The organism is Halomonas salipaludis, from assembly GCF_002286975.1.
GTDB classification, from domain to species: domain Bacteria; phylum Pseudomonadota; class Gammaproteobacteria; order Pseudomonadales; family Halomonadaceae; genus Franzmannia; species Franzmannia salipaludis.
Genome location: NZ_NSKB01000020.1, coordinates 1 through 25,669 on the forward strand (window position 1 = coordinate 1; position 25,669 = coordinate 25,669).

Consider the following 25,669-nt stretch of genomic DNA (forward strand, 5'->3'; position numbering starts at 1 on the left):
GGTCGCAGCCGGCGATGGCGAAGTTCCACATCGACACGGCGCGGGCGTCTTCCTCGAGGGTCTCGTAGGTATTGGCCGGGATCATGAACTCGGAGACCGGGAAGGCGGCGATGGCGGCCTGCTGCTCTTCCTCGGTGAATTCGATGATGTTGACGTCGGTCTGCACCTCGAGCTGGCTGACCGCCGGGATCGGGATGCCCGCAGCGAAGGCGATGACGTCGAGCAGGCCATCCTGGAGCTGGCCACCCAGGTCGGTCCAGCCGCCGTTACGGCGCTCGAAGTCGATGCCCAGCTCTTCGAGGATCGCCGGGAAGTAGGTGTCGGAGGTCGAGCCAGACGGACCGAAGCCGATCCGCGCCCCGTCAGGAATTTCGGAAATGCTGGTAATGTCCGAGCTGGACAGCGCAGTGATCGAGAACGGCGTCTCGTACATCGGGAACATGGCACAGACGTTGTCCATCGGCACGCCCGGCGCCAGCGGGCTCTCGCCGTTCACCGCATCGGTGGCCGGCCCCATGGTGGCCATGCCGAAGGAGATATCGCCGTTGTGGACCAGTGCCAGGTTCTGGGTCGGGCCGCCGGTCACTTCGCCGCCGCCGGACATGTCGCCCAACTCGTCGGCGATCAGGTTGGCCCAGCCGGAGCCGTAGATGTAGTAGGTGCCGCCCTGGCTGGCGGTGCCCATGGTGAAGCTCTCGGGCCAGCCTTCACGATCGGCCACGGCCTGGGTAGCGGTTGCCATCATCACGGTGGCGGCAGCGAGGGGAAGCAGTGCGATGCGTTTCACAAGCGTACTCCAGTTGTTGTTTTGCGGGATGCAGTGTCTGCGAAGGCAAAAGCGAATTAATTGTACAAGAAAACAGAAATGTACAATATCCAGGGTAGCGGTGCGGCTCGCCAGGTGCAAAGCAGCGGGGTGCTTTTGCGACTAATGGATGATAGCGCATCACCCATGCACTGCAGCCGGAGCGCCCAGGCGCTATCATCGGGCCTTTCGCATCATCGCCCAGGAGCCACCGTGAAGCTGATCCACACCGCCGACTGGCACCTCGGCCAGAGTTTCCACGGCCAGGAGCGCCACGCCGAGCACCGCGCCTTCCTGGACTGGCTACTCGATACCCTGGCCGAGCGCCGGGCCGACGCCCTGCTGGTAGCCGGCGACCTGTTCGACGTGGTCAACCCGTCGCTGCGCGCCCAGGAGCTGCTCTATGATTTCATCGTCCGCGCCCACCAGCGGCTGCCACGGCTGGATATCGTGCTGATCGCCGGCAACCACGACAGCGGCAACCGCATCGAGCTGCCGGCACCGCTGATGAAACGTCTGCGCACCCACGCCCTGGGCCGGGTCAACTGGCTGGATGACGGCCGCCTCGACGCCGAGCGCCTGCTGGTACCGCTCAGCGACAGCGACGGCGAGACCCAGGCCTGGTGCCTGGCGCTGCCCTTCCTGCGCCCCGCCGAGGTCACCGGGGCCGGGCTTGGTGGCGACCAAACCGCCGACAATGGCGAACGCCGCAACGACTATGTGGCCGGCATCGAACGGGTCCACCAGCAGCTGATTGCCGCCGCCCGCGACAAGCGTCAGCCCGGCCAGGCGCTGGTGGCCATGAGCCACGCCCACCTGCACGGCGCGGCGGTATCGGAAGCCAGCGAGCGCCCCATCGTGATCGGCGGCGAGGAGTCGATCCCGGCGTCGCTGTTCCCCACCGAGATCGCCTATGTCGCCCTCGGCCATCTGCACCGCGCCCAGCAGGTCGGCGAGGCGCGCATCCGCTACAGCGGCAGCCCCCTGCCGCTGGACTTCAGCGAGGTCGACTACCCGCACCAAGTGGTCGAGGTCACCCTCGACGGCGACAGCCTGGCGGCCAGCGAGGCGATTCGCGTGCCGCGCCCGGTAGCCATGCTGCGCATCGGCCCCGCGCCCCTTGAAGAGGTGCTCGCCGAGCTAGAGGCCCTGGAGGATGACCCTGCGCTCGCCCGGGAGCGCTGGCCCTGGCTGGAGGTACGCGTCGAGCTCGAGGCGCCGATTCCCGACTTGCGCGCCCAGGTAGACGCCGCCCTGGAAGGCAAATCCCTGCGCCTGCTGCGTTTGGAGCGGCGCCTGCCGCGGGTTGCCGAGCAGGCCGACACGGCACGGGTCGACCTCGAGAGCCTGGGACCACGCAAGCTCTTCGAGCGCACCTGGCAAGCGCGCTGGGACGAGCCCCCCGGCGAGGCGGTGATGGCCGACCTCGACCAGCTGCTGCAGGAGGTGCTGGATAGCGACGACGAGGAGCCACGGCCATGAAGATCCTCGCCCTGCGCCTCGCCAACCTGGCCTCGCTGCCCGGCCCCCTCGAGCTCGACTTCACCACCGCGCCGCTGCGCGATGCCGGCCTGTTCGCCATCACCGGCCCCACCGCCGCCGGCAAGAGCACCCTGCTCGACGCGCTGTGCCTGGCGCTCTACGGCAGCACCCCGCGGCTGCGCCAGGCGCCGGTGCGCGACGCCTCGCTACCCGACGTGGAGGGCGAGACGCTCAACACCGCCGACCCACGCACCCTGCTGCGCCGCGGTACTGCCAGCGGCTATGCCGAGGTCGACTTCCTGGGCCGCGACGGCCGCCGCTACCGCGCCCGCTGGGCGGTGCGCCGTGCCCGGGAGAAGGCCAGCGGCCGCCTGCAAGCCGCCGAGCAGTCGCTGCGCGATCTCGACGCCGACCAGCTGCTGACCACCCAGAAGCGCGAGTTCGACCGCCTGCTGCCCGAGCGCCTGGGGCTCAGCTTCGACCAGTTCACACGTGCCGTGCTGCTGGCCCAGAGCGAGTTCGCCGCCTTCCTCAAGGCCGACGACAACGAGCGTAGCGACCTGCTCGAGCGCCTCACCGGCACCGCCGAGTACTCGCAGATCTCGATCGCCGCCTACCGTCGCGCCAGCCAAGCAAAGAAGGCAGTGGATGCCCTCGACGCCAAACTCGCCGACGACCTGCCCGCCGAGCCCGAGGCGCGCGCCGAACTCGAGCGCGCCGCCGAGGCCACCCAGCAAGCACTCACTAACCTGCAGAGGCAACAGGAAAGGCTTTCTACACGGCAGCGCTGGCATGATGACGACGCCCGCTTGCGCGACGCCTATCGCCAGGGCATTGCCCAGCAGCAAGCCGCCGACGACGCGTGGCAGGGGCTGGCACAGCAGCGTGCCGACCGCACCTGGCGCCAGCGGATCGCGCCCCAGCGCCACGCCCTCGCCCGCCAGGCCGCCCTCCCCGGCGAGATCGCCACCCTGGAGGCGACCCACGCCAAGACCCAGCGCGCGCTGGAAACGGCGCTCTCAGACCAGCAAGCCGCCACTGCAGCGCTATCGAAGGCGGAGCAAGCACTCACTGACGCCAGCGACGCCAGGCAGCGCGCCGAGCCCGCGCTACGTCAAGCGCTCGAACAGTCTCAGCAGTTGGCCGGCGTGGATAAGCAGCTTGCCGACCTCGCAGCGGCCCACCGCCAGCAGCAGGCCCGTACCGCCACCCTCAGTGATGAGCACCGCAAGGCCCACGAGGCCCAGCAGGGCCGCCAGCGTGAGCGGGATGACAAGCGAGCCACCCTCAAGCGGCTGATGGGCACGCACCCGCGCCCGGACGACGCCCGCCAGGCCGCCCAGCAGGCCCACGACAGCGCCGCCCAGCGCCAGCTGGCCCTTGGCGAGCTGGCCAGCCGCTGGCAGGAGCTGGAACGCACCCATACCGCCCAGCGTCGGCTCGCCGACCAGCTGGAGAAGGACCAGGTGACGCGCACGCGGCTGCTGGAAGAGGGCCAAACCGCGCGCCAGCGCCTCGACAAGGCCGAGGGGCACCTCGCAAGCGTCAGCGCACTGATCGAGCGCAGCCGCGCGGTACGCAGCGAGAGCGTGGCACAGCTACGCGCCCAGCTGCAGGAGGGCGAGCCCTGCCCGGTGTGCGGCGGGCTCGACCACCCCTGGCGCCAGCAGCCACCGGCGACGCCCGAGGCCGCCCAGCTCGCCGCCCAGGAGGCGGAAGAGGCGCGCCAGCTGGATGACGCCAAGCAGGCCCGCGACACTGCCCAGCAGCAGCGCGACACCCTGCTCGGCGAATACCGCGCCGTGGAGGCCGCCCTGGCCCAGGGCCACAAGGCGCTGGAGGAGACCGACCAGCGCTTGGCCAGCGCCCGGTCGGCACTGCAGGAGCACCCGCTATATGGCGAGCTGGCAGAGGTGGACGACGCGCAGCGCGATACCTGGCTGCTCGCCCAGCAGGCTGACAGCGAGTCTCGCCGGCGGCGTGAGCGCCAAACCCTCGATGAACTCGCCCGGGCCGAGGCCGAGCTGGCCCCCCTGGAGGACGCCCTGCGCCAGGGCGAGCTGACCCTGACGCGCCTGGCAGCCGACAAGGCCGGCGCCGACCAGCGGCTGGCCGAACTCGACGAGCAACTGCCGCCGCTGCGCGAGCAGCGCGGCGCCCTGGCCCAGCGCCTCGCCGAGACACTCGGTGAGCACGCCAGCCCGGATGCCTGGCAGCAGCGGCTCGACGCCGCCCTGGAGAGCGCCCGCCGGGAGCGCGAGCAAGCACTTACTCAGCAGCACGCTGCCGAACAGGCCCGGCTGCGTCTTACCCAGCAGCGCGACTACGAGGCCGAGCAGCTCAGCGCGAGGCGCCAGGAGCGCGAGACACTCAGCGGCGAGCTGGACGCCTGGCGCGGTGCCCACCCCGAGCTGGACGATGCCACCCTCGCCCGCCTGCTGGCCCAGGGCGACGACGAGGCCCGCGCCGAGGAGCAGCGAATCGAGGCCGCCGACCAGGCCCGCCAGCGCGCCGCCGCCACCCTGGCCGAGCGGCGCACGGCGCTGCTCGAGCACCGCCGCGGCCAGGCCCCCGACGACGATGAGGCCCTGCTCGGTGAACGTGCCGAGGCCGAGCTGGACCGCCTGCGCCAGGGTCTCAGCGAGGAGCGCCAGGCCCTGGCCCCCCAGTTGGAGGCCGCCCAGCAGGCCCGCGACGACGCCGCCTTCGCGCTCGGCGACGACGACCGCAAGCGCGCCCGCCAGCAGGCCGGCCAGGCCGAACGTGAGGCCGCGCGTGCCGAACACCGCCGTTGGGGGCAGATCAGCGAGCTGATCGGCTCCGCCGACGGCAAGCTATTCCGGCGCATCGCCCAGGCCTACAACCTCGAGCAGCTGCTCGAGCACGCCAACCTGCACCTCGCCGGGCTCAGCCGCCGCTACCGCCTGGTGCGCGGCGGCAGCGAGCTCGGCCTGCTGGTGGTGGACCACGACATGGGCGACGAACGCCGCTCGGTGCACTCGCTCTCCGGCGGCGAGACCTTCCTGGTGTCACTGGCGCTGGCCCTGGGGCTGGCCTCGATGGCCTCCGGCGAGCTGACCATCGAGTCGCTGTTCATCGACGAAGGCTTCGGCAGCCTCGACCCCCAGTCGCTGGCGCTGGCCATGGAGGCGCTCGACGGCCTGCAGGCGCTGGGCCGCCGCGTCGGCGTGATCTCCCACGTGCAGGAGATGCACGAGCGCATCCCGGTGCAGATCCAGGTCGAACCGCTGGGCAATGGCACCAGCCGGGCCAGGCTGGTGAGTGCATGACCCACCGCAACGCCAGGCGCAGTGCCCGCCCTGCTAAATAGCGTATGACTCATCTATGCTGCAGGAGTCACCAACACGCGAGGGAGGTCATCATGAGCAGAGTTGCGGTATACGGCGTGGGCCTGATGCTGCTGTTGGCGTTTGCCGGCCAGGCGCTGGCGACCGAGGTCAACTGGCCGCGAATGGCCGACTCAGCAGACGGCGTGCCGATTGCTTACGAGGTGCAGGGCAGCGGCGAGCCGACGCTGGTCTTCATCCATGGCTGGAGCGGCGACGGGCGCTACTGGCGCGGGCAACTACCGCACTTTGCGCAGCGCCATCGCGTGGTGACGGTCGACCTGGCCGGGCACGGCCACTCTGGCCAGGGGCGCGAGGTCTATACCCTGCCGGCCTTCGGCGAGGACGTGAAGGCGGTACTGGACGACCTGGAGGTGGAGCAAGCGATCCTGGTCGGGCACTCCATGGGCGGGCCGGTCAGCGTCGAAGCGGCACGCCTGATGCCCGAGCGCGTCATCGGTATCATCGGCGTCGACACCTTCCACGACGTGGCCGCGGACGTCAGCGAGGAGCAGCGCGACGAGCTGCTGGAACCGCTCCAACAGGACTTCGCCCCGGCCGCACGCCAGTTCGTGGCGTCGATGTTTATCGACAGCACCGATGCCACGCTACGCGAGTGGGTCGTGGAGGATATGGCTGCCGCACCGCCCGAGGTGGCGATTAGCGCCATGCAGGAGATGCTGTCGCGGCATGCCGATGGCGAAGCGGCCCAGCAGTTCGCAGCGCTGACGTTCCCCGTGATGGCCATCAACGCCGACCTGTGGCCCACCGACGTCGACGCCAACCGCCTGCTGCTACCGGAGTTCGACGCCGTGATCATGGAAGATAGCGACCACTTCCTGCACATGGCCAAGCCGGCGGCCTTCAACCGTGAGCTGGAGCGGATGATCGGCACGCCACCATGAGACTCAACGCCACCATGCGGGCGAGGTTGTGGCCTCGCCCGCGCCACGGGTGAAGCCGTTCAGAAGCCGATATCGCGGTAGTGGCGGGCGACCTTCTCGATGGCGATGGCGTAGGCCGCCATGCGGTAATCGTGAATCTTGGGATTGTCGCGGCGCACCGCGATGATCGACTGCAGCGCCAGGCGCATGGAGTCGTCCAGCCCCGAACGCACCAGGTCGAACTCATCGGCCCCGCGTGCCAGCTTCTGGCGCAGGTGCTCGGGGACCTCGACGCCCGAGGCGTCTTCGATGGCAGCAATGATCTGCTCGCCCCTGGCCTCGTGGAAACGCCGCTCCAGGCGACCGAAACGCACGTGGTTGAGGTTACGGATCCACTCGAAGTAGGAGACCACCACCCCGCCGGCGTTGCAGTAGGCGTCCGGCAGGATTTCCACGCCACGCTCCTGAAGGATTTTGTCGGCGGCGAAGGTCACCGGGCCATTGGCCGCCTCGGCGATCAACGACGCCTGGATACGCTCGGCATTGTCGGCGGTGATCACGCCCTCGAGTGCCGCCGGAATCAGGATATCGCAGGCCATCTCCAGCACTGCAGTGCCATCCTCGCGATATTCGCCACCGGCGAAGCCCTTGACCCCGCCGGTCTCGGCGACGTGATCGCGCACCGCGCTGACGTCCAGGCCATCCGCATTCACCACCGCCCCATCGCGCTCGATGATCGCAGTAATCAGGCAGTCGTCTTCAGTCTCCAGGAAATGAGCGGCATAGTAGCCGACGTTGCCCAGGCCCTGGACGATCACCCGCTTGCCGGCGAGGCTGCCGGACAGGCCGCAGCGCTCGAGCTCCTCGGGATGGCGGAACAGCTCACGCAGCGCGTACTGCACCCCGCGACCGGTGGCCTCGTTGCGCCCGCGCACCCCGCCATGCTCCACCGGCTTGCCGGTCAGCGCGCCCATATAGTTGATGTCGTTGGGGAACATCTGGCGGTAGGTATCCACCATCCAGCCCATCTCGCGGGGCCCGGTCCCCATGTCCGGGGCCGGCACGTTCTGGGCCGGGCTCAGATAGCCCTTGAGGATCAGTTCACGGGCGAAGCGGCGGGTGATCGCCTCCAGCTGATAGCGCTCATATTGACGCGGATCGATCACCAAGCCGCCCTTGGAACCGCCAAACGGCACATCGACGATGGCGCACTTGTAGGTCATCAGCGCCGCCAGGGCCTCCACCTCGTCCTGGTCGACGATCGGCGCAAAACGAATCCCCCCTTTCGACGGCAACCGGTGATCGCTGTGGGTGGCCCGCCAGCCGGTGAAGATCTCTGCCTTGCCGTTGATTTCCACCGGAAAGGAGACCTGGACCACGCTCTGGCACACCTTCATGGCGTTGCCGATGCCCTCGTCCAGCTCCATGATCTCGATGGCATGATCCACCATATGCTCCACGCTTTGGCGGAATGTCATGCCCTGCTGAGCGTACTTGGTGTCACTCATTCTGCGCCTCCATGGCCGTTCTTCTTGGTCGGCATTCAACGTTGAAACACGGGAATGCCTCATTCTCCTCTGGGAGTCTAGCAATTCGAGGCCATCTGACACGAAACCGCCCCAAGGGCACGCGGACTTCACGTTTGTTAATAGCCAAGTAAAGTAGCTCCGTACCGGCCAACACTTTTACCCCCCTGCCAAACTCATCATGCAGGTCATCAAGGAGACGAAGATGCCAGACGCCCCTGAGACGCCTACGCGCAGCATACTGATCACCGGCTGTTCCAGTGGCATCGGCCATGCCGCGGCCCACGCGCTGGCCAAGCGAGGCTGGCGGGTCTTCGCCACCGCCCGGGCGGCGGCGGATGTCACCCGGCTCGAGGAGGAAGGCTTCGAGGCGCTACCACTGGACCTGGCCGACAGCGACTCCATCGAGGCTGCGGTGGCAGCGGTACAGGCGCGCACCGCAGGGCGACTGACGGCGCTGTTCAACAACGGCGCCTACGGCCAGCCCGGCGCCGTGGAGGATTTGACCCGAGCGGTACTGCGCGAACAGCTGGAGACTAACCTGCTCGGCACCCACGAGCTCACCGCCCGGGTACTGCCGATGATGCGCGCCCAGGGCCATGGCCGCATCGTCCACAACAGCTCGGTGCTGGGCTTCGCCGCCCTGCCCTACCGCGGCGCCTATATCTGCTCCAAGTTCGCCCTCGAAGGCCTCACCGACACCCTGCGCCAGGAGCTGACCGGCAGCGGCATCCATATCAGCCTGATCCAGCCCGGCCCCATCGCCAGCCGCTTCCGCGAGAATGCCTACCAGGCGTTCAAGGCCAATATCGACACCACCCACAGCGCCCATGCCGACACCTACCGCAAGGTGGAAGCCCGCCTGGCCAGCCAGGAGGGCAAGGCGCCCTTCACCCTCGGCCCCGAAGCCGTGGTCGACAAACTGATCCACGCCCTGGAGAGCCGCCGCCCGAAGCCCCGCTACGCCGTGACCGTGCCCACCCATCTTTTTGCAGCGCTCAAGCGGGTGCTGAGCACCCGCGGCATGGACCGCGTGCTGCTGCGCTCGACGCGGGATGAGCGGGAGTAAATCCTGGTGTCGCCAAGGGCAAACTCGGCGATCCATCACTTGGGCAGTGCCCACTGGGACCGTTTTACCGACCTCATCTCGCGTTGCATGTAACAAAGGAGCGCGCCACCCTGTTACATGAAACTAAGGTGAAGAGATTAGAAATAGTGGCAAGCAATGACGTGAACATCCGGGTGAATAAGCACCGTGCCGCTTTGCGGGCGGCTGGCCCGCGCCCAATCCAGATCTGGGTGCCGGATACTCGACAGCCTGGCCTCTCTGAAGAAGCGCGCAGTCAGTGCGCTGTCGTGGCAGCTGTCGACGCAGGGGATCGCGACCTGCTGGACTTCATGGACGCAGCACTACTGGACCTGGACGATGACGGGGATGACGCATGGAGACCTGGTGACCATTGCCCTGTCAGGTGACGTCGGGAAGCCTCGTCCCGCCCTCATTAGTGAGTCCCACCACTGTCTATATTACAGCTTTCAGAGCCCTTTCCTGCACCCAACGCTGAAGGATCAACGCTGGGTGTAAAGAAAACGCCCATGTGACGCACCGCCGCTATCGGCCAGAAGCTGCCGCTTGAATGCCTCTGCGAAATCTTGGGCGATACAACTGGCGTTTTGGCACCTGGCTAGGTGAGTGCGACGTTACCGCCCTGCATCGCTCAATGGGCACGACTGATGCCAGGCCATAAGCGAGTTAGGCCAATCCCCGCTGCGACTGCTCAGGCCTGCGAAGGCAAGGATGCGCGGTAGGCCAGCAAAGAATCGGGGACTGGCCACGATTCATTTCAAACCGTGGCTGCCCCAGTTGACACAGGCCGGCCTTTACATCACTGCAGCCGCCGCCACCCTGGAACGCCAGGCAAACCCCAACACCATCAACAGCCCCAGCACGGCCATCGCCGCACCGGCCAGGGGAATCGCCGGATAGCCCAGCCCCGCATTGATCACCGCGCCACCCAGCGCCGCGCCAATCGCATTGCCCAGGTTGAAGGCACCGATATTCACCGCCGAAGCCAGGTTGGGTGCGGCCTTGGCCGCCTCCATCACACGCATCTGCAGCGGCGGCACGATGGCGAAGCTAGCGATACCCCAGATCAGGATGGCCACGGCGGCCGGTAGCGGCCAGCGCATCAACATCGTGAACGCCAGCAAGACCAGGATCAGCGCACTCAGCGAGACGATCAGGGTACGGTCGACGGAGCGATCCGCCGCCTTGCCGCCCCATATGTTGCCCAACGTCAGCCCGATGCCGTATAGCACTAGCATGGCGGTGATGAAGGTGGTGGACGCCTGGGTCTCGCTGCTGAGGATCGGCGCGATATAGGTGAATACGGTAAACATCGCACTGGACCCGATCACGGTCAGGGCCAAGGCTGCCAGCACAGAGCCACAACCCAGCACGCGGATTTCAGCCAGCACGCCGCCGCCTTTCGGCAGAGGCATATTGGGCAGCGCGAACCACAGCGCAAGCATGGTCAACACACCAAGGCCGGTAATGCCCCAGAACGCCGTGCGCCAGCCAAACACCTCGCCAAACCAAGCCGCCAGCGGCACGCCACCGATGGTCGCCAGGGTCAGGCCCATGAACATCGCCGCCACCGCGCCGGCACGTTTGTCCGGCGCGACCACGCTGGCGGCGACGATGGAGCCGACGCCAAAGAAGGCACCGTGGTTCAGCGAGGTCACCACCCGGGCGATCAGCAGGCTAGTGTAATCGGTGGCCAGGGCCGACATCAGGTTGCCCAGGGTGAAAATGGCCATCAGGCCGATCAGCAGGTAGCGCCGGGGAATCCGGCCGGTGGTCAGGGTCATCAGTGGCGCACCAAGCAGCACGCCTAGCGCATAGGCGCTGACCAGCAGGCCGGCAGCCGGAATGGAAACGCCGAGATCGCTGGCGATGCCCGGCAACATGCCCATGGGGGCGAACTCGGTGACACCGATGCCGAAGGCACCGATGGCGAGTGCAACAAGGGGGGGATTTATACGCATGGAAAGGCTCCTCATCTATGCCGCGAATGCTACAATTCGGACATTGCAAGCGGTAGATAGCCTTTTCGGCAAACACCTTTGCTTGGGAGGAACAAATGGACTTTAGCGGCAGGTCAGGTGAAATGGTCGTGTTCGCCAGCGTGGCGGAGGAAGGCAGCCTGTCGGCCGCCGCGCGAGCGTTGGGGCTGACACCCTCGGCCGTCAGCCGAATCATCGCGCGCACTGAACAACGCCTCGGTACCCGCCTGTTGCTGCGCACTACCCGCGCGATCACTTTTACCGCCGAAGGCGAGGCCTATCTGCGTGGTGCTCGACGCATCCTTGCCGATATGGCCGAGGTCGAAGAGGCCATTGCTGACCAGGGCGTACCTAAAGGCCGCTTGCGCGTAAGTGCTGCGCTCGGCCACGGGCGGCTGGCCATCGTGCCGTTGGTGACCGCATTCAGCGCGCGTTACCCGAACATCACTGTCGACCTCACTCTGGGCGACGAAGTAGTCGATATTCTCGGCGGCCAGGCCGACGTAGCCGTGCGCTTTGGCCATCTTCCCGACAGCCCACTGACCGCTCGCCGCATAGGCGATACCGGCCAGGTGGTGGTGGCCTCCCCAGACTATCTCCAGCGCCACGGCACGCCGCAGCAACCGGAAGAGCTGCTGCAACACAACTGCCTGCGCTTCAACTTCCGACGTGCTGAACCCAACTGGCCGTTCATCCGCGACGACCAGGCATTCTCCCTCAAGGTATGCGGCAATATCGAATGCAGCAGCGGTGAGGCGCTGGCGCAATTCGCACGGGTGGGCGCCGGCATCGCGCGCATCGGCAAATTCAGCGTGGCCGAGGATTTGCAGCGCGGCGATCTGGTGCCGCTACTGGAAGCCTTCAATCCCGGTGATAGGGAACCCATTCATGCGGTGTTCGTAGGTGGCTCGGCGATGCCGGCGCGGGTGCGATTGTTCGTGGACTTCCTGCTAGAGAATCACCGCATGTGAACAGGCGATAGCTCCGAGGGTGAGTGATGGCCTTCGGCCAGGAGCGGGCTTTGAGACTTTCCTGATATTCAACGCACGCATCAGCGGGCAATTTGTTGCGCCAGCGGCAAAATGATCCGCTGCATGCGATTGTTATTCCTTTCTATAAACCGTAGTATTTCTTCGCTGCTTCCGTGATGACAGCTGTGGCAACTGAAACGCCTGCTTTCCATGTGCCGTCCGCTGCTTTTTTGAGGTTGGATGCGATCCAGCTGTTTGCTCTAGTCCCGAACGGCTCAAGCTCACTCTCTGGCTCTTCGGCTTCGAGAATTGCGACGAGAGATATCGCATCATCTTCTGAGATTCCGGATTCTACGAGCTGGCTTACAAACGAGGCTGAGTCACGTTCATTGACGTTGACCGAGATGGTTGCGGCGTGACCTCCTGCCACTGCTGTATTTACGTTCCCGTAAATAATTTGCTGTGATATTTGTTGAACCTTCTCTGCGTTGGTATCCGTGGTCTTCGAAGCGCCAAAAGACACATCTGCAGCCGCAGGAATCGACTTCTCTAGCTCCAAAGTCAGCTCGAGAATACGCCCTCGCACCGCTTGTTGGATCTCGGTTAATGAAGTCCTTGAGATTATTCCGCTTACAGAGTTACAGGCGTAATTCTCATAAATCCTCCCTTGAAGCAACAGGATTAAGTCAGAAGCATCTATACCTAGGGATCCACTTTCAGCGCTACCTCTTACTAGCTCATCGACGCCCGCGATACTTTCCCTTACCTCAAAACTCACCCAGCTATCTCCGGCGAATTGTTTGATAAGGTGGGAGGGAATTGGAGCGTTCTTTATCCCGGATTCAAAAGGCCCCGAAAATGTACCTTTGTAACTAACCCCAACTATCCTATAGGAAGGTACTTCCATATCACTGGGATAGCCTTCGGATTCATGCTTCACCCACTCTTCGAGCACATTGCTCCCTAGTCTAGAAGCTAGGAATCTAAGCTTGAGAAGGATTGAGCCCAGATCAGCTCCTTCTTGAACGACGTACTCCTGAATTTCATGCAATAAGGGCACTTTGTTTTCCTCTAAAACTTTCAGAAGTATCTGAATGCATAACGCAAAGCTGAGCGGCGGGCTTCGAGCGGAGCGGAAAGCCCGTTCGGCGGCGGCCCGGCCAGGGCCGGAGCGAACTCGAGCGACTGGCTAAGCATCTATTGCCCCCATGCGGAGTATGTGCCACAGAATATAGAGTAGTGCTCCGAAGAGAAGGCACAAGCTTTGTATATTTCCATAAAGCTTCATTTTTTCAACTTGGCGCTCAACGGTTTTGTTTAGCTTCAACTTGAAATCCGCCAAAAGCTCTGCAGCCCTATCTTCGTGAAAAGACCTCAGCTCCCGTTTAAACGCCATATAGTTCTGATTTTGGAATATGAAACTTGTCGAATATTCGACAAAGCGCAGTCCGGCGAAAAAACTAACCGCCCACAGCATTACTGACAATCCAAGAGGCAGATGAATCCACGCAAGCGGCTCAACCTTCGACTGGGTCATTGCGAAGCCAATTGCTGACGCTGCAGCTGCCAGTAGAAAATAGACATACCTTTCCTGCGAAGCCTTAAATTGCTTGCTTAATTCGAGCTCCAGATTCTCTGACACATCCTCTCCTCATTGACATGCATAACACCGCAATCACGCGCTTGTCGCGTGCGTTGCTTGGTTATGCACCTATCTCTTCGAAAACCTGATCCTGAATTCTCCTTAGGTCTTCCGCCTTTGAAAACAGGAATTCATCATATTTATCGCCGATAATGGCGCCCATCCCGCCAAGGATATAATCCACAACACGAGGAATACTGTTCCCTTCATTGTCTGAAGAAATTCGCCATTCCTCGACCTTCGTTCCTATATCCGGGCTCAGTGACTTAACTACCGTCTCGGTATAGCGAATACGCGCGGAAAGTGCTCGAAGTTTCTCCGTTCTCTCAGTCGACCAGTCTTGTTTGGCAGTTGCATGAATGTCCGCAAATGTGGCGACCAATGACTGAATATTCTTGAGCAGGGTATCCCCCTTCAAAAGTTGCTTTCTGCTTCTCGCCAAAGCTCGCTGCAGCCTGTATGCGAGAAAAGCAGTAAACGCGGCAGCAATTGTTGCAACGCCAGCGAATGCTGTGGCAGCCGCTGAAACCCAGTCTGGCTCAATCTCTGGCATCAATTACTCCGAGGACTTCAATTAGTGCATAACGCTGCCAGCATGCGCTCCTTTGTAGTGGAGGCGAAGCCGCAACGAAAAAGGCGTCGCCGTGCCTGGCCTGGTTATGTTTCATCCGTGACTCTTGAGCCAGACCGATAGCGCATTTTTTAGATACTGATCTGGCTCCGGCATTGGATGTGACTTACCTGGCTTTGTTTTCCGTTCGTGGTCACGATAACTTTTTTCAATTTTTGCCCAGTCCTTTGGGTAGAGCTCCTTAAACTTCGCGACGAAGTCATCAGGGGACCGGCTTCCTTCCAACTGCTCGACTGTAGCAGCTATTTTTTCATCTTTTTTCGTGATTACGGCCATACTTTACATTCCCCCAAAGAGGCTTAGGTTAGCGGCCCACCAAAAGCCACGAGACTTGTTCCCAGCGCCTGACTTACGTCAATTACTGAAGCGACAGCACATTTTGCGAATGTTGTTGCTTTTCTCATATTGTCATCCCCCTTCTTAGGACCATGGCCTGAGTCCAATGTTGTTAGCATGCGATTTTTTACGTACGACAAAACCACCAACATAAGACAGACAACTGAGAACAAAACAAGCATGGGAGGATTCGAACCTCCGCCACTAACCGCTAACCTAAGCCTCCTGAAACATAACAGTTATATAATGTATCATGCTTGATATTCCACTTGAAAGCGCACGCGCGTTCAATAATGTTATGCTGCGCGCTCGCTCACCTCTTATCTTATTGAAAACCCTAGAAATTAAGTATCGCTCGGAAACATAACACCGATCATCGTGCATGCTGCATATCCCCAACGAACGTGCTCGCTGCCTTTCCTGGCATGGCTGCTTGGGTCGTAAGCTGACATTTTCTATCATCATATACCAACATAAACCATCCGGCGATGGGCGGATATTGATAATAGCCAACGTTTCCTCCTGCTCATCCCTACCCCTGCCCTTCATGACACATTACTACCCGGTTTCTGCCATCGCGCTTGCCAACATAGAGCGCCTGGTCCGCTCGCGATATCAAGGCTTCGAGGTCGACCTCTTCAGTGTTTGCTATCGCGATACCGATGGTGATGCTCAGGCTAAGCTCGCTCATTTCTTCCTTTAATGGCAGCTCGGCGACCTTCATCTTCAAGCGCTCCGCCACGGCCTGTGCATCGTCAGGGCCGGTGTTGGGCAGGGCTACCACGAACTCTTCACCGCCGAAACGGCCTATCACATCCGTGGGACGGAGAGAGTGCGCACATACCTCCGCAATCTTGGTCAGAACCCAGTCTCCGTGGCTGTGGCCCCAGGTATCGTTGATGCTCTTGAAATGGTCCACATCGATCATGAAAACGCTGAACGGCATCTTTTCCAATCGTGAGCGCTGCAACAGCGCCTTGGCCCGCTTCATGAAATGGCTGCGGCTATTCAGCCCCGTCAGCTCATCGCGCTCGGCGACCATGCGCAGTTGCTCTTCCAGTGACTTGCGATGGGTTATTTCCTTGAGCAGTTGGTGATTTTGATCACACTCTTCGTGAAGCAACAAGAATTGATTGCGCTGCAGTCTCTCCAAGCGCAGCAGGTTGGGGATCAACAGGTAGAACGCCATGGTGGCCAATACCACGGCTGTCACCTGAGTAGAGAGGCTCTCGGGGCGCAGGGGGACAATCAGGATGATACCCGTTGCAAGTATCCAGAGTGGCAAAGCGTGCAACCAGAGCCTATGCGAATAGCTGCCCCAGCGTGCGATGACGAATGCCAGGATAAGGCAGAGACTGACCACCACGATGCACATGGTGACCAATAGGTAATATTCTCTCGTCAGGCCAAGCAGGTAGTAGTCGGTAATGGCAAACATGCCGAAGACCGAGGCCGCCAAAATCAACGCAAGGCAGGTCTCATACCGTACCCTCTCGTTGATGGACTCACGGTACAATGACTCCTTGCTACCGTCGCAAAGCTGTCCAGTCAGCCAATCTACGCGATATTGCGTTTTTAGTGGTGACAAGGCCCCATGCTCCCTACGCATATCGGCGATTTCTTTGGGGCTTCGATCAGCGCAAATCACTCACGGACTCTTGGCTGAAGAAGGGCCTGAACGCCTAAGCCTGCCACCAAAGCGCGCTGGGGGCCAGTCGACCATCAGGGGAAGGCCCGCTGGGTGGGTTCATAGCACCGCATTGCGGCAGTGTTAGAATATGCCGCAAAATCCAGCGTTACGGAGACACCTTATGCACACCCCGGTGCTTGCTGTTGCCCACAGCCCGCTGGTGGCCGTCTACGGCACACTGAAGCGCGGCCTGCGCAATCACCACTGGCTTGCGGGGGCCGAGTATCTCGGCAGCGACCGTCTGACCGCGGTGACGCTCTACGACCTGGGCCCCTACCCCGGTGCCAAGCCGCTGTCGTCGCGGGGTGTCGAGGTGGAGATATTCCGAGTCGACGCCCAATTGCTGGCCGGCCTCGACCAGCTCGAGGACCACCGTGTGCGCACGCCCAAGCAGGGCGACTTCGAGCGGGTCATTCATACCACGGCTCTGGGGCCCGCTTGGCTCTACCTCTATAACCACGATGTCAGCGGTTGCCCGATGATTCGCGAGGGCGCCTGGCAACCCGGCCGCCCTACCGGGCGTCGTGGCGTGGTATAACCCCATCATCCCCATCACCGGGGCGAGTTTTTCATCAGGAGGAACCCATGGGGCGTCTTTTATCGCTGATCGTGATCGCCGGGCTGGCCTACGGCGGGCTTTATGTCTACTACGGGATGGCCGCGACACAGGCCATCGAGCAGCAGATCGAGGCGCGGGGTCTCGGCGCGCTGACGGTGGAGAGCGTCGACTACGGCCCGCTGGCCCCGCTGACCACCGACACCCACCTAGCAACCAGCGTGCGCTACCGTGGCGCCAACGCCAGCCTGGATATTCGCATGCTCGGCCACCCGGTCTTCTCGGATGAGGTGCGTCTGGAGCTCGACGGCCTGCAGGCGCTGCGCTTGAGCATTGGCACAGGTGACTGAAGCGACCATGCATATTGCCGTACTTACCCTCAGCATTTCCCTGCCTGGCTGTCGCTCGCTCAAGGAGAAGCGCCAGCGCATGGGCGGCCTGCATGAGCGCTTCGGCCGCAACCCGGCAGTCGCAGTCTGCGAAAGCGGCGAGCTCGACCGACTGGAGGCCAGCGAATGGACCTTCGTGGTCGCCGCCGCCACGCTGCCCAAGGTGGAGTCGCTATGCAGCGAGATCGAGGACAAGATTCAGCGCGGCGTGGATGGGCGGGTGATGGAGGCAACGCGGGAGGTGCTTTAGTGCGCGGCCTACCGGACAGCCCGCGCAGAGCGCCCGCCCCCAATGCAAGGCTCACGCGTGGTATCAGGGGGGCTTTTCCACCAACAGTCCGCAGGAAGGCGCTGCCCAGCGCTTGTCAGCAGTGAAGACCACATCGCAGACAACAGGTGAGTAATATTGGCGCACTTCCTCCTCGATGCGCTGGCGCGACCGATCCTGGCTGACAAGCGACGACTGCGGGTGATCATCGGCAAGCACGACATGGACCATGACGTACAGTAGGCGCCCCGGGCGAACCATTCTCACTCGGACTTCCTGCGTCTCAATATCCGCCAGTCCGCGTGCCACCGCTTGGCGGACGGGCTCGGCGACCGTTTCGTCCGGGGTCTTGTTGAGGAGTTCCTGTAGCGCCTGAGAGGCCATGCGCACAGGCACCCCGAGGCACAGCACAACGACCGCTATCACCAATACCGAATCGACATACGGCAGAACAGCCTGCCAACCCAAATGTTCGAACAGCAGGACTAAGCAAAAGGCGGCAAGCACCGCCGCCGAGATCACGCTGTTCACCTGCCAGTTGAACTTATCGGCTACCACTAGCGGGCTATGCACATGGCGCTGGCTGCGGTGCATGACCCAGGCCGTCAATGAACAGGCTGCCGTAGCAAAAAGTGCATACATTACGGCCAGCCCCGCGGAGATCATGCGCCCCCCTGTCAGCAGTGCAACAACGGCATCCACCAGGGCAAAGAGGGAGACCCCCAGTATCAGCAAGCCCTTGCAAAGGTTGACCAGCGATTCGAAGTAGCTGTAGCCGAAGGGGTAGGAATCGCTATCCGGGCGGCTGGCCAGCTTGCTGACCTTGATGGTCACCAGCGCGACGCAAAAATAGATGAGGTTGAACAGCCCATCCAGCAGGATGGCCTGAGAGTTGGTGGCAAGGGTCGCCACGATGCCCACACTGCCGATCAGCAGTGCCATAAAGGCGGAAAATGCCAGGGTACTGGACTCTCTTCTCACGAACGCTCTGCTCCCATGCCGACGTCGCCTACAAGCCGCCCAGTGTAGCAACAGCCGATATGATCAGGGGGCTTCTTTACACGGCCTACCTATCGGCACCGAAATACTTGACCCTGCGATACAGCGCCGCAAGGCCCCCACCGCCCAGCATCATGCCGAGTCCCGCCACCACAGCGACCAGGGCATCGTAGGCCACGCTGCCAGAAGCGACATAGGCGCCCACCAGCATGCTGATATAACGGACCAGCAGATACGTGCCGATCAGGAAGGTGCCGGCACGCACCAGATCATCGTCCTTGACCTGGACATCACCTCCGGCATCACCATGGAGCCTGCCTGCCAGGCGACCCGCGAAGCACCACAGCAATACACCGCCGACCATCGGCACGGCCACCGTGGCGATGGCAACTGGCAGCACCTCACCCGACCAGAACTCAGCGGCATTCGGCGCAAGCAGCGCGGGAAGAAACGCGAATAGGGTCTGCAGGAAGATGTAAAGACCCAGCAGCCGGATCAGCAGGGTAGAAAAGGGCTTCATCGTGGCTCCACAGTCTCGGTTCGGCTAACGTGATCAGCGTTATTTTAACTTCACGCCTCTCCGCGGCGGCGGTCATGTCGATGCCATCAACATGACCGCGAGACGTGTCGAAAAAATTGCGTTTCGTAAACATGTACCACAGGCTGAGGCGTCGTCAGGCTCATTCGGGTGTGGCCAACATATTCATGATCAGCCGGATCATGGTCTCCTTGTTAGCCGGCTCGGACTCGGCGATCAGTAGCGTGAGAGCAGCAAGCCCGACGTCATTCATCACCATCTCGCCACGCGTATTCAGCAGGCGGTCGTTGCGGTAGAGGAAATCGACGAAGAGATAGGCTGCACTGCGCTTGTTGCCATCGGCGAAGGGGTGGTTCTTGATCACGAAGTAGAGCAGGTGCGATGCCTTGGCCTCCACCGAGGGGTAGGCCGGTTCCCCGAAGATCGTCTGATCGAGGTTGCCCAGCAATGCCTCGAGGCCATCGCCTCGCTCCCGGGCAAACAGCTCGGTGGCTTCGCCCTTGGCAATCAGCTCGGACTTGAGTGACGCCAGCGCCGTGCGAGCCTCGGCCACAGTGGGCAGCTGGCCGCCTTCCTGGGCGCGGGGCTCGGTCAACAGGCCTTCGTCGTAACGCTGCAGCAGCAGGAAGGTCTGGGCATAACGGGTGACGATATCAATGAGGCCACGGCCGCTGGTAGCATCCAAGGTCGGGCTGCCGGCCGTCTTGCGCACCAGGGCCATGGCGGCCTCCAGCTCGCGGGCGTTTTCCTCGAAGCGCTGGCGGCTTAGCGTCCAGCCCTGGGTAAGGTGCTCGCGTAGCACCCGTGTAGACCACTGGCGGAAGCGAATACCTTGAGGTGACTTGACGCGGTACCCCACCGAAATGATCGCATCCAGATTGTAGTGCTCGATGTTACGCGTGACCTCTCGCGCCCCCTCACGCCGAACTATCCGGAATTTCCGGATAGTTGAATCTCGCTCCAACTCGCACTCGGAATAGACGTTTAGCAGGTGCTCATTAACCGTGCGAACGTCTTTGCCGAAAAGCTCAGCCATCTGCCGCTGCGTCAGCCAGACGGTGTCCTGCTCCACATCCAGCCGAACCTCGATCTCCTGGCCAGCCGCCTGATAGATGATGATGGGTGTCTGGTTGTCATCGTTCATGCCCTCTCCCCTCCCTCCTTCGCTCGGTGGACCGGCCACCGCCTCGCCGCAAACATCATTGTGGATCAGCAGCTTAACGACATCGTCAAGACGTCGACAGCCGCATGAGAATCGTATGAACAATGCTACGCCACAGCCGGTGCCAGGAATAGTTGACAGGAAATCGTCGCTGGCATAGCGTGCTATTCATTATAATAGTTAAGAATTGCCTAATTGCATGGCCATGAATCCATGGAAATGCCCTTAGAGGGTGAGCACAACAACAATAGCCAATAAAGGAGATGCCCAATGACGGCACATGATGCTACCGCAACACCTCGTAAGCCCTGGTATCAGCGCATTCCACATCCAGCCATTCTGATCTTCTGCCTACTCTGTGCGGTCTGGGTATTGACACTGATCATCCCCGCCGGCACCTATGAGCGCCATGAGATCAATGGCCGCAGCGCGGTGATTCCTGGCACATTCCATCTCATCGATCAGTCAGCGCCATCGATACTCGCAATCTTCCACTCTATTCCGCTGGGCATGATCGGTGCTGCCAGCATCATCGTCATTGTGTTCATCGGTGGTGGTTTGTTCCGGGTGATGGAGGCCACCGGAGCACTAGAGAACCTCGTCGGCACACTGGTCAAGAAGCTGGGCCACGAGCGGCCTTCAATTCTGATCTGGTTGATGACGTTCGTCTTTGGCATTCTGGGTGTCGCAGTCGGTTACGAGAACAATATTGCCTTGATACCTCTGGCAGTACTGTTAGGCCTAGCCATGGGGGGTGACCGGCTTGTGGGTACCGCGATCGCCCTCGGCGGCGTCGGAATCGGCTTTGCGACTTCGCCGATCAACGTCTACACCGTCGGCGTATCCGGCCAAATAGCGCAGTTACCGATGTTCTCAGGTGCTGGTTTGAGAAGCGTATTGTGCATTTGCGCTCTAGCCCTGCTGGCACATCACACCAGCCGCTATATGGCGCGGCTACGAGAAGATGCAAGCGCATCGCTGCTGGAACATGACGCACAGGATGTTTCTCTCGATAAGCCCATCAACGACTATCAGCTGTCTGCTGCGGACCTGAGGGTCATCGGCACCTTCATCGTCGGCCTGGGTATCATGCTCTATGGCGTTTTCGCCCATGGTTGGTACATCAACGAGATATCCGGCGTTTTCATCGCCATGACAATCGCCATAGGGGCGATGGCCAAACTCTCGCCCACCGATATCAATCGCTACTTCTTCGAGGGCGCCGCCTCGGTCTGTACTGGCGCTCTGCTGGTTGGGTTGGCAAGAGCTCTCCAGGTACTGCTCGAGCAGGGCAGCATCGGCGATACCATCGTCCATGGTCTGGCCGAACCGCTGGCCGGGCTGCCGGTTTTGGCGTCAACACTGGCGATGACACTGGTCCACTCGGTCATCAACGTCTTCATCCCCTCGGGTAGTGGGCAAGCTATGGCCACCATGCCAATCATGATTCCGTTGTCGGATCTGATCGGCATGACGCGACAGACTGCGATTTTGGCATTCCAGGTCGGCGATGGCCTGACCAATATGATAGTACCCACGTCCGGCGGCACTCTGGCCATGCTGGCAATCGCCCGGGTACCCTATGACCGCTGGGTGCGTTTCTTCTTTCCCTTGCTGATCAAGGTACTTCTGCTCAGTTGGGTGATCCTGGCCTTCGCCGTAATGATCGACTGGGGACCCGCATGATTCAGAAACGTTCTGATCAGATCGCCGAGGGGCTGCGTCAGCGAATCCTATCCGGTGAACTGCCCCCCGGCGCTAGATTGGAGAACGAGTCAGCCCTCACGGCACGCTTGTCGACCAGCAAATGGACACTTCGTGAGGCGCTGAAGTCACTCGAGACCCAGGGCCTGGTGCGCATCCGGAGTGGCCCCGGTGGGGGGGCCAGCATTACCGAAGTGAGCGCCGATACAGCCAATGAACTACTTTGGAACTTCTGCTTCAGTCGTGACCTGTCGATTCCGGACATCTACGCACTTCGTAAATTGCTGGAACCGGCATTGGCGCGCCAGGTAACACCGCTACTCGACGAGGAGGCGCTGGCCCGATTGAGTGCCACTGCCGGGCGCTGCTGCAGCTATCGGCGCGAGGGACGCGGTGTTGCGGAACGGGAAGACGAAATAAATTTCCACAACTTGCTCGCCGCCGCTTCGCCCAACCCGCTACTGCGCTTTCTGATCGAGTTCCTTAACGGCCTGCTGCTCAAGGTGGTGGCCGCTCAGCATCTCGACCCAGCCCTGGCAGACATCGATCTCAACTACTACGGTCACGACTATCACCTTGAATTGATCGAGGCCTTCCGCGCCCGCGACGCCGAGCGCGCCGCGCGTCTAATGTATGAACACATGGAAGCCGCCGAAGACTATATGGCCGAGGTCGCCGCCTTGGCAGAGCGCGGCGTTTCCCCAAGAGACGACAGCGAGGATTCCTAATGCCCCAGGCACTCCCCAATGCCTCCGACTTACTTACTCACTTGGTGGGCTTTCCCACCGTGTCTCGCGACTCCAACCTGGCGCTGATCGAGTGGGTCGAGGCCTATCTGGACGAGTATGGTGTGCAGCACTGGCGCATCGACAGCGACGACGGCAGTAAGGCCAACCTGCTGGCACGCATCGGCCCCGCCGTCGAGGGCGGCGTGGTGCTGTCGGGGCATACCGACGTGGTGCCGGTGGACGGCCAGCCGTGGACCAGTGACCCGTTCATGCTGGTCGACAAGGGCGACGGCCGCCTCTACGGCCGCGGCACCTGCGATATGAAGGGCTTTATCGCCTGCGCCCTGGCCGAAGTACCGAACTGGGTAGAGCAGGACCTCATGAAACCGATCTATCTGGCCTTCTCCTATGACGAGGAGGTCGGCTGCCTCGGCGCGCCGCGCATGATCGAGCGCTTGATGGCCGACCATCCGCGCCCGGCGGCGGTGATTGTCGGCGAGCCCACCTCGATGGCACCGGTAGTGGCACAAAAAGGCATCACCGCTCTGCGCACCACCGTGACCGGCCGTGCCGCCCACTCCAGCCAGGTCAACCAGGGCGTTTCGGCGATCCACGTGGCGGCACGCCTGGTCACCAAGATCGAAGACGTGATGAGCGAGCTCAAGGCCGAGGGCCGCGTGGATGAGGCCTTCAACGTGGCCCACTCCAGCCTCCACGTCGGCACGATCGCCGGCGGCACGGCGATCAATATCATGGCCCGGGAGTGCAGCTTCGACTGGGAGATCCGTCACCTGCCCCAAGAGCACTTCGAGGAGCTGCTGGGCCGCGTCACCGACTACGCCAGCCAACTCGAAGCCGAGATGCGCCGGCGCGCCCCGCACACCGGCATCGTCACCGAGATGCTCACTGCCACCGTGCCGGCACTGGCCAACCGCGACAACGCCGCGGCGCTGACGCTATGCCACGACCTGCTCGGCGAGCAGGCGGCGGGCGGCGCCGTGGCCTACGCCACCGAGGCCGGCCAGTTCCAGCGCGAGGGACTGTCCACGGTGATCTGTGGACCCGGCAGCATCAGCCAGGCCCACCAGCCCGACGAGTACATCGATATCGAGCAGCTCGAGGCCGGTAGCCGCTTCATGCGGGCGCTGGGCGAGCGAATCGCCGCGCAGTGATACCCGTCTTAACTCTCCGACCATACCGGCTCGGCAAGCCCCGGCACGTCGAGGTTGACGCTCAGCAAGCCGCCCGCCGCCGGCCAGCGTGCGCGGCCCTCCTCGTCCAGATGCTGGGTAGCCGTGGTGATATACAGCGTGCGCAGGTCACGGCCACCAAACGCCGGCATGGTGGGGTGCGGGCACGGCACCTCGATCTCGGCCAGCAGCTCGCCCTGGGGCGAGAAGCGCACCACACGGCCGCCGTCGTAGAGGGCGCTCCAGTAGCAGCCTTCGCTATCCACTGCGGCGCCGTCCGGCACCCCCGGCAGGCCAAGCGATTCCAGATCGACCCATGTATGCGGCGTGCCGGTGGCACCGCTGGCCGCATCGAAGGGGTAGCGCATAATGCGCCGCGTCAGCGAGTCGGTGTGGTAGAGCCAGCGCTGGTCGGGGCTGAAGGCCAGGCCGTTGGCGATGCCAAGCTTCGCCTGGCGGCGCACCAGCTCGCCACTCTCGAGGCAGTAGAGCGCCGCCGTGGGGTGGCGCTCCTCGGCATCGATAGTGCCCACCCAGAAGCGCCCGGCCGGGTCGCAACGGCCGTCGTTGAAGCGGTTGCCCTGCCCCTCCTGCCGCGCTTCTTTCCCCTCTTTTTTCCCCTCTTTTTTCCATTCGGGATTGGCCGCCAGGCGTTCGAGCCGGCCGTCGAAGGGTAAGCGCAGCCGCACGACACCCGAGCTCATCGATGCCAGCAGCCCGTCTTCACACAGCGCGATGCAACCGACCTTCTCCTCCAGCGTGATGGTCTCCGGCGGCGCGTCACTTCCTGGGCGCCAAGCGTAGATCGTGCCACGGTTGATATCCACCCAGTAGAGGGTCTGGCGCGCGTCGGACCACACCGGGCTCTCGCCCAGGCTCATGTCCAGTGCTAACGCTACCCCAACACGCATATTCGACATCTCGTCTTGTCTCCCTTAACCCATCAATCAATGATTGTCCCGCGGTGGGCTGAGCCGTGCCACATCGCGGTATTTGGTCGCCGGCGCCAGCGTCATGCCGCGGTCCAGCGGCTCCACCAGGCTGCGCTGGATCTCCTGCCACGGCGTCTGGTGAGCCGGGTAGCGATAGCCGCCCTGCTGCTCCAGGCGCTGGCGGCGCGCGGCCAGCTCGGCGTCGTCGACCAGCAGCCGTACCTCGCGCCGGCCCAGGTCGATGCGCAGCCGGTCGCCGTCCTCGAGCAGCGCCAGGCCGCCGCCGGTGGCCGCCTCCGGCGCGGCGTTGAGGATCGACGGCGAGCCCGAGGTGCCCGACTGGCGGCCGTCACCGAGGCACGGCAGCGACTCGGTGCCGGCGCGAATCAGCGCTTCCGGCGGCTGCATGTTGACCACTTCGGCACCGCCGGGGTGGCCCACCGGGCCGGCACCGCGCATCACCAGGATGGTGCGCTCGTCGATGCCCAGCGCCGGGTCGTCGATGCGCGCGTGGTAGTCCTCGGAGCCGTCGAACACCACCACCTTGCTCTCGAAGGCGTTGGGGTCGTCGGGGTCGCTGAGAAAGCGCGCGCGAAAATCCGCCGAGATCACGCTGGTCTTCATCAGCGCCGAGTCGAACAGGTTGCCCTTGAGGTTGAGGAAGCCGGCGTGGTCGACCAGCGGCTCGGCGTAGCGGCAGATCACCGCGGGATCCTGGATGCTGCGTCCCACCAGGTTGTCCGCCAGGCTGCGGCCGTTGACGGTCAGCACGTCGCCGTGCAGCTTGCCGGCGCCGAGCAGCTCGCTCATCACCGCCGGCACG

General features: G+C 62.7%; 24 protein-coding genes and 1 pseudogene. 12 read left to right on the forward strand and 13 right to left on the reverse strand.

Features of this window, described 5'->3' with window-relative positions; all coding sequences use genetic code 11:
* The coding region (locus tag CK498_RS25105) for a TAXI family TRAP transporter solute-binding subunit (RefSeq protein ID WP_095623603.1) at positions 1-745 on the reverse strand (745 nt) is incomplete at its 3' end.
* Positions 746-1,018: 273 nt separating this feature from the next.
* Between CK498_RS25105 and CK498_RS25110 the strand changes: the two genes are divergently transcribed.
* The 3 genes from CK498_RS25110 (at position 1,019) to CK498_RS25120 (ending at position 6,539) form a co-directional block, all read left to right on the forward strand.
* Complete coding sequence (locus CK498_RS25110; protein ID WP_176475907.1) at positions 1,019-2,287, forward strand: exonuclease SbcCD subunit D; 1,269 nt, start codon at positions 1,019-1,021, stop codon at positions 2,285-2,287.
* A complete protein-coding gene (locus CK498_RS25115) occupies positions 2,284-5,577 on the forward strand; it encodes an AAA family ATPase (protein WP_095623583.1) in 3,294 nt (1,097 codons plus the stop codon). Before CK498_RS25110 ends, CK498_RS25115 begins: the two co-directional genes overlap by 4 nt.
* Positions 5,578-5,669: 92 nt before the next feature.
* Complete coding sequence (locus CK498_RS25120; RefSeq protein ID WP_176475908.1) at positions 5,670-6,539, forward strand: alpha/beta fold hydrolase; 870 nt, start codon at positions 5,670-5,672, stop codon at positions 6,537-6,539.
* 59 nt (positions 6,540-6,598) lie between these two features.
* On the opposite strand, the gene CK498_RS25125 is transcribed toward CK498_RS25120, so the two are convergent.
* A complete protein-coding gene (locus CK498_RS25125) occupies positions 6,599-8,026 on the reverse strand; it encodes a Glu/Leu/Phe/Val family dehydrogenase (RefSeq protein ID WP_095623585.1) in 1,428 nt (475 codons plus the stop codon).
* 223 nt (positions 8,027-8,249) lie between these two features.
* Between CK498_RS25125 and CK498_RS25130 the strand changes: the two genes are divergently transcribed.
* On the forward strand, positions 8,250-9,113 hold the full coding sequence (locus CK498_RS25130; protein ID WP_095623586.1) for an SDR family oxidoreductase: 864 nt from the start codon (positions 8,250-8,252) through the stop codon (positions 9,111-9,113).
* A gap of 173 nt (positions 9,114-9,286) precedes the next feature.
* Positions 9,287-9,520 carry an antitoxin MazE family protein gene (locus CK498_RS26950; protein ID WP_407645919.1) on the forward strand — a complete coding sequence of 78 codons (234 nt, stop codon included), beginning with the start codon at positions 9,287-9,289 and terminating at the stop codon, positions 9,518-9,520.
* Positions 9,521-9,925: 405 nt separating this feature from the next.
* Here the strand turns inward: CK498_RS26950 and CK498_RS25140 are convergent, their stop codons facing one another.
* On the reverse strand, positions 9,926-11,092 hold the full coding sequence (locus tag CK498_RS25140) for an MFS transporter (RefSeq protein WP_095623587.1): 1,167 nt from the start codon (positions 11,090-11,092) through the stop codon (positions 9,926-9,928).
* A 95-nt stretch (positions 11,093-11,187) separates the two neighbouring features.
* On the opposite strand from CK498_RS25140, the gene CK498_RS25145 reads away from it, so the two are divergent.
* Complete coding sequence (locus CK498_RS25145; protein WP_095623588.1) at positions 11,188-12,081, forward strand: LysR family transcriptional regulator; 894 nt, start codon at positions 11,188-11,190, stop codon at positions 12,079-12,081.
* 142 nt (positions 12,082-12,223) lie between these two features.
* Here the strand turns inward: CK498_RS25145 and CK498_RS25150 are convergent, their stop codons facing one another.
* The 5 genes from CK498_RS25150 to CK498_RS25170 form a co-directional block, all read right to left on the reverse strand.
* Positions 12,224-13,141: an AbiTii domain-containing protein gene (locus CK498_RS25150; protein ID WP_095623589.1), complete on the reverse strand. Its 918-nt coding sequence runs from the start codon at positions 13,139-13,141 to the stop codon at positions 12,224-12,226.
* A 129-nt stretch (positions 13,142-13,270) separates the two neighbouring features.
* The gene (locus CK498_RS25155; RefSeq protein ID WP_095623590.1) at positions 13,271-13,723 is read right to left on the reverse strand and encodes a hypothetical protein; all 453 of its coding nucleotides are present in this window, start codon (positions 13,721-13,723) and stop codon (positions 13,271-13,273) included.
* Between the two features lie 61 nt (positions 13,724-13,784).
* Entirely contained in the window at positions 13,785-14,276 is a 492-nt protein-coding gene (locus CK498_RS25160) for a hypothetical protein (protein ID WP_095623591.1), read from the reverse strand.
* A 111-nt stretch (positions 14,277-14,387) separates the two neighbouring features.
* Complete coding sequence (locus tag CK498_RS25165; RefSeq protein WP_095623592.1) at positions 14,388-14,630, reverse strand: hypothetical protein; 243 nt, start codon at positions 14,628-14,630, stop codon at positions 14,388-14,390.
* A 592-nt stretch (positions 14,631-15,222) separates the two neighbouring features.
* On the reverse strand, positions 15,223-16,278 hold the full coding sequence (locus tag CK498_RS25170; protein ID WP_095623605.1) for a GGDEF domain-containing protein: 1,056 nt from the start codon (positions 16,276-16,278) through the stop codon (positions 15,223-15,225).
* Between the two features lie 223 nt (positions 16,279-16,501).
* On the opposite strand from CK498_RS25170, the gene CK498_RS25175 reads away from it, so the two are divergent.
* The 3 genes from CK498_RS25175 to CK498_RS25185 are packed head-to-tail and all read left to right on the forward strand — an operon-like array spanning position 16,502 to position 17,575.
* Positions 16,502-16,918 (forward strand): gamma-glutamylcyclotransferase family protein, encoded by a 417-nt coding sequence (locus CK498_RS25175; RefSeq protein ID WP_095623593.1) that lies wholly within the window; start codon positions 16,502-16,504, stop codon positions 16,916-16,918.
* Between the two features lie 47 nt (positions 16,919-16,965).
* Positions 16,966-17,286 carry a hypothetical protein gene (locus CK498_RS25180; protein ID WP_095623594.1) on the forward strand — a complete coding sequence of 107 codons (321 nt, stop codon included), beginning with the start codon at positions 16,966-16,968 and terminating at the stop codon, positions 17,284-17,286.
* A gap of 7 nt (positions 17,287-17,293) precedes the next feature.
* Positions 17,294-17,575 carry a DUF503 domain-containing protein gene (locus tag CK498_RS25185; RefSeq protein ID WP_095623595.1) on the forward strand — a complete coding sequence of 94 codons (282 nt, stop codon included), beginning with the start codon at positions 17,294-17,296 and terminating at the stop codon, positions 17,573-17,575.
* Positions 17,576-17,638: 63 nt separating this feature from the next.
* On the opposite strand, the gene CK498_RS25190 is transcribed toward CK498_RS25185, so the two are convergent.
* From CK498_RS25190 to rhuM, 3 genes are all read right to left on the reverse strand, one after another.
* A complete protein-coding gene (locus CK498_RS25190; protein WP_095623596.1) occupies positions 17,639-18,574 on the reverse strand; it encodes a cation diffusion facilitator family transporter in 936 nt (311 codons plus the stop codon).
* Positions 18,575-18,659: 85 nt separating this feature from the next.
* Positions 18,660-19,112 (reverse strand): hypothetical protein, encoded by a 453-nt coding sequence (locus CK498_RS25195; protein ID WP_095623597.1) that lies wholly within the window; start codon positions 19,110-19,112, stop codon positions 18,660-18,662.
* Between the two features lie 160 nt (positions 19,113-19,272).
* The gene (rhuM, locus tag CK498_RS25200) at positions 19,273-20,274 is read right to left on the reverse strand and encodes a virulence protein RhuM/Fic/DOC family protein (protein ID WP_095623598.1); all 1,002 of its coding nucleotides are present in this window, start codon (positions 20,272-20,274) and stop codon (positions 19,273-19,275) included.
* Between the two features lie 288 nt (positions 20,275-20,562).
* Between rhuM and CK498_RS25205 the strand changes: the two genes are divergently transcribed.
* Genes CK498_RS25205 through argE form a run of 3 tightly spaced genes read left to right on the forward strand, consistent with a single transcriptional unit; the run spans position 20,563 to position 23,896 of the window.
* The gene (locus tag CK498_RS25205) at positions 20,563-21,978 is read left to right on the forward strand and encodes a YfcC family protein (RefSeq protein ID WP_095623599.1); all 1,416 of its coding nucleotides are present in this window, start codon (positions 20,563-20,565) and stop codon (positions 21,976-21,978) included.
* On the forward strand, positions 21,975-22,724 hold the full coding sequence (locus CK498_RS25210) for a FadR/GntR family transcriptional regulator (protein ID WP_095623600.1): 750 nt from the start codon (positions 21,975-21,977) through the stop codon (positions 22,722-22,724). The genes CK498_RS25205 and CK498_RS25210 overlap by 4 nt, the downstream gene beginning before the upstream one ends.
* Positions 22,724-23,896 carry an acetylornithine deacetylase gene (gene argE / locus CK498_RS25215; RefSeq protein WP_095623601.1) on the forward strand — a complete coding sequence of 391 codons (1,173 nt, stop codon included), beginning with the start codon at positions 22,724-22,726 and terminating at the stop codon, positions 23,894-23,896. Before CK498_RS25210 ends, argE begins: the two co-directional genes overlap by 1 nt.
* 8 nt (positions 23,897-23,904) lie before the next feature.
* Here the strand turns inward: argE and CK498_RS25220 are convergent, their stop codons facing one another.
* The gene (locus CK498_RS25220) at positions 23,905-24,834 is read right to left on the reverse strand and encodes an SMP-30/gluconolactonase/LRE family protein (protein WP_095623602.1); all 930 of its coding nucleotides are present in this window, start codon (positions 24,832-24,834) and stop codon (positions 23,905-23,907) included.
* Between the two features lie 27 nt (positions 24,835-24,861).
* Positions 24,862-25,669 (reverse strand): annotated as a pseudogene (locus CK498_RS25225) (dihydroxy-acid dehydratase); the annotation flags it as partial.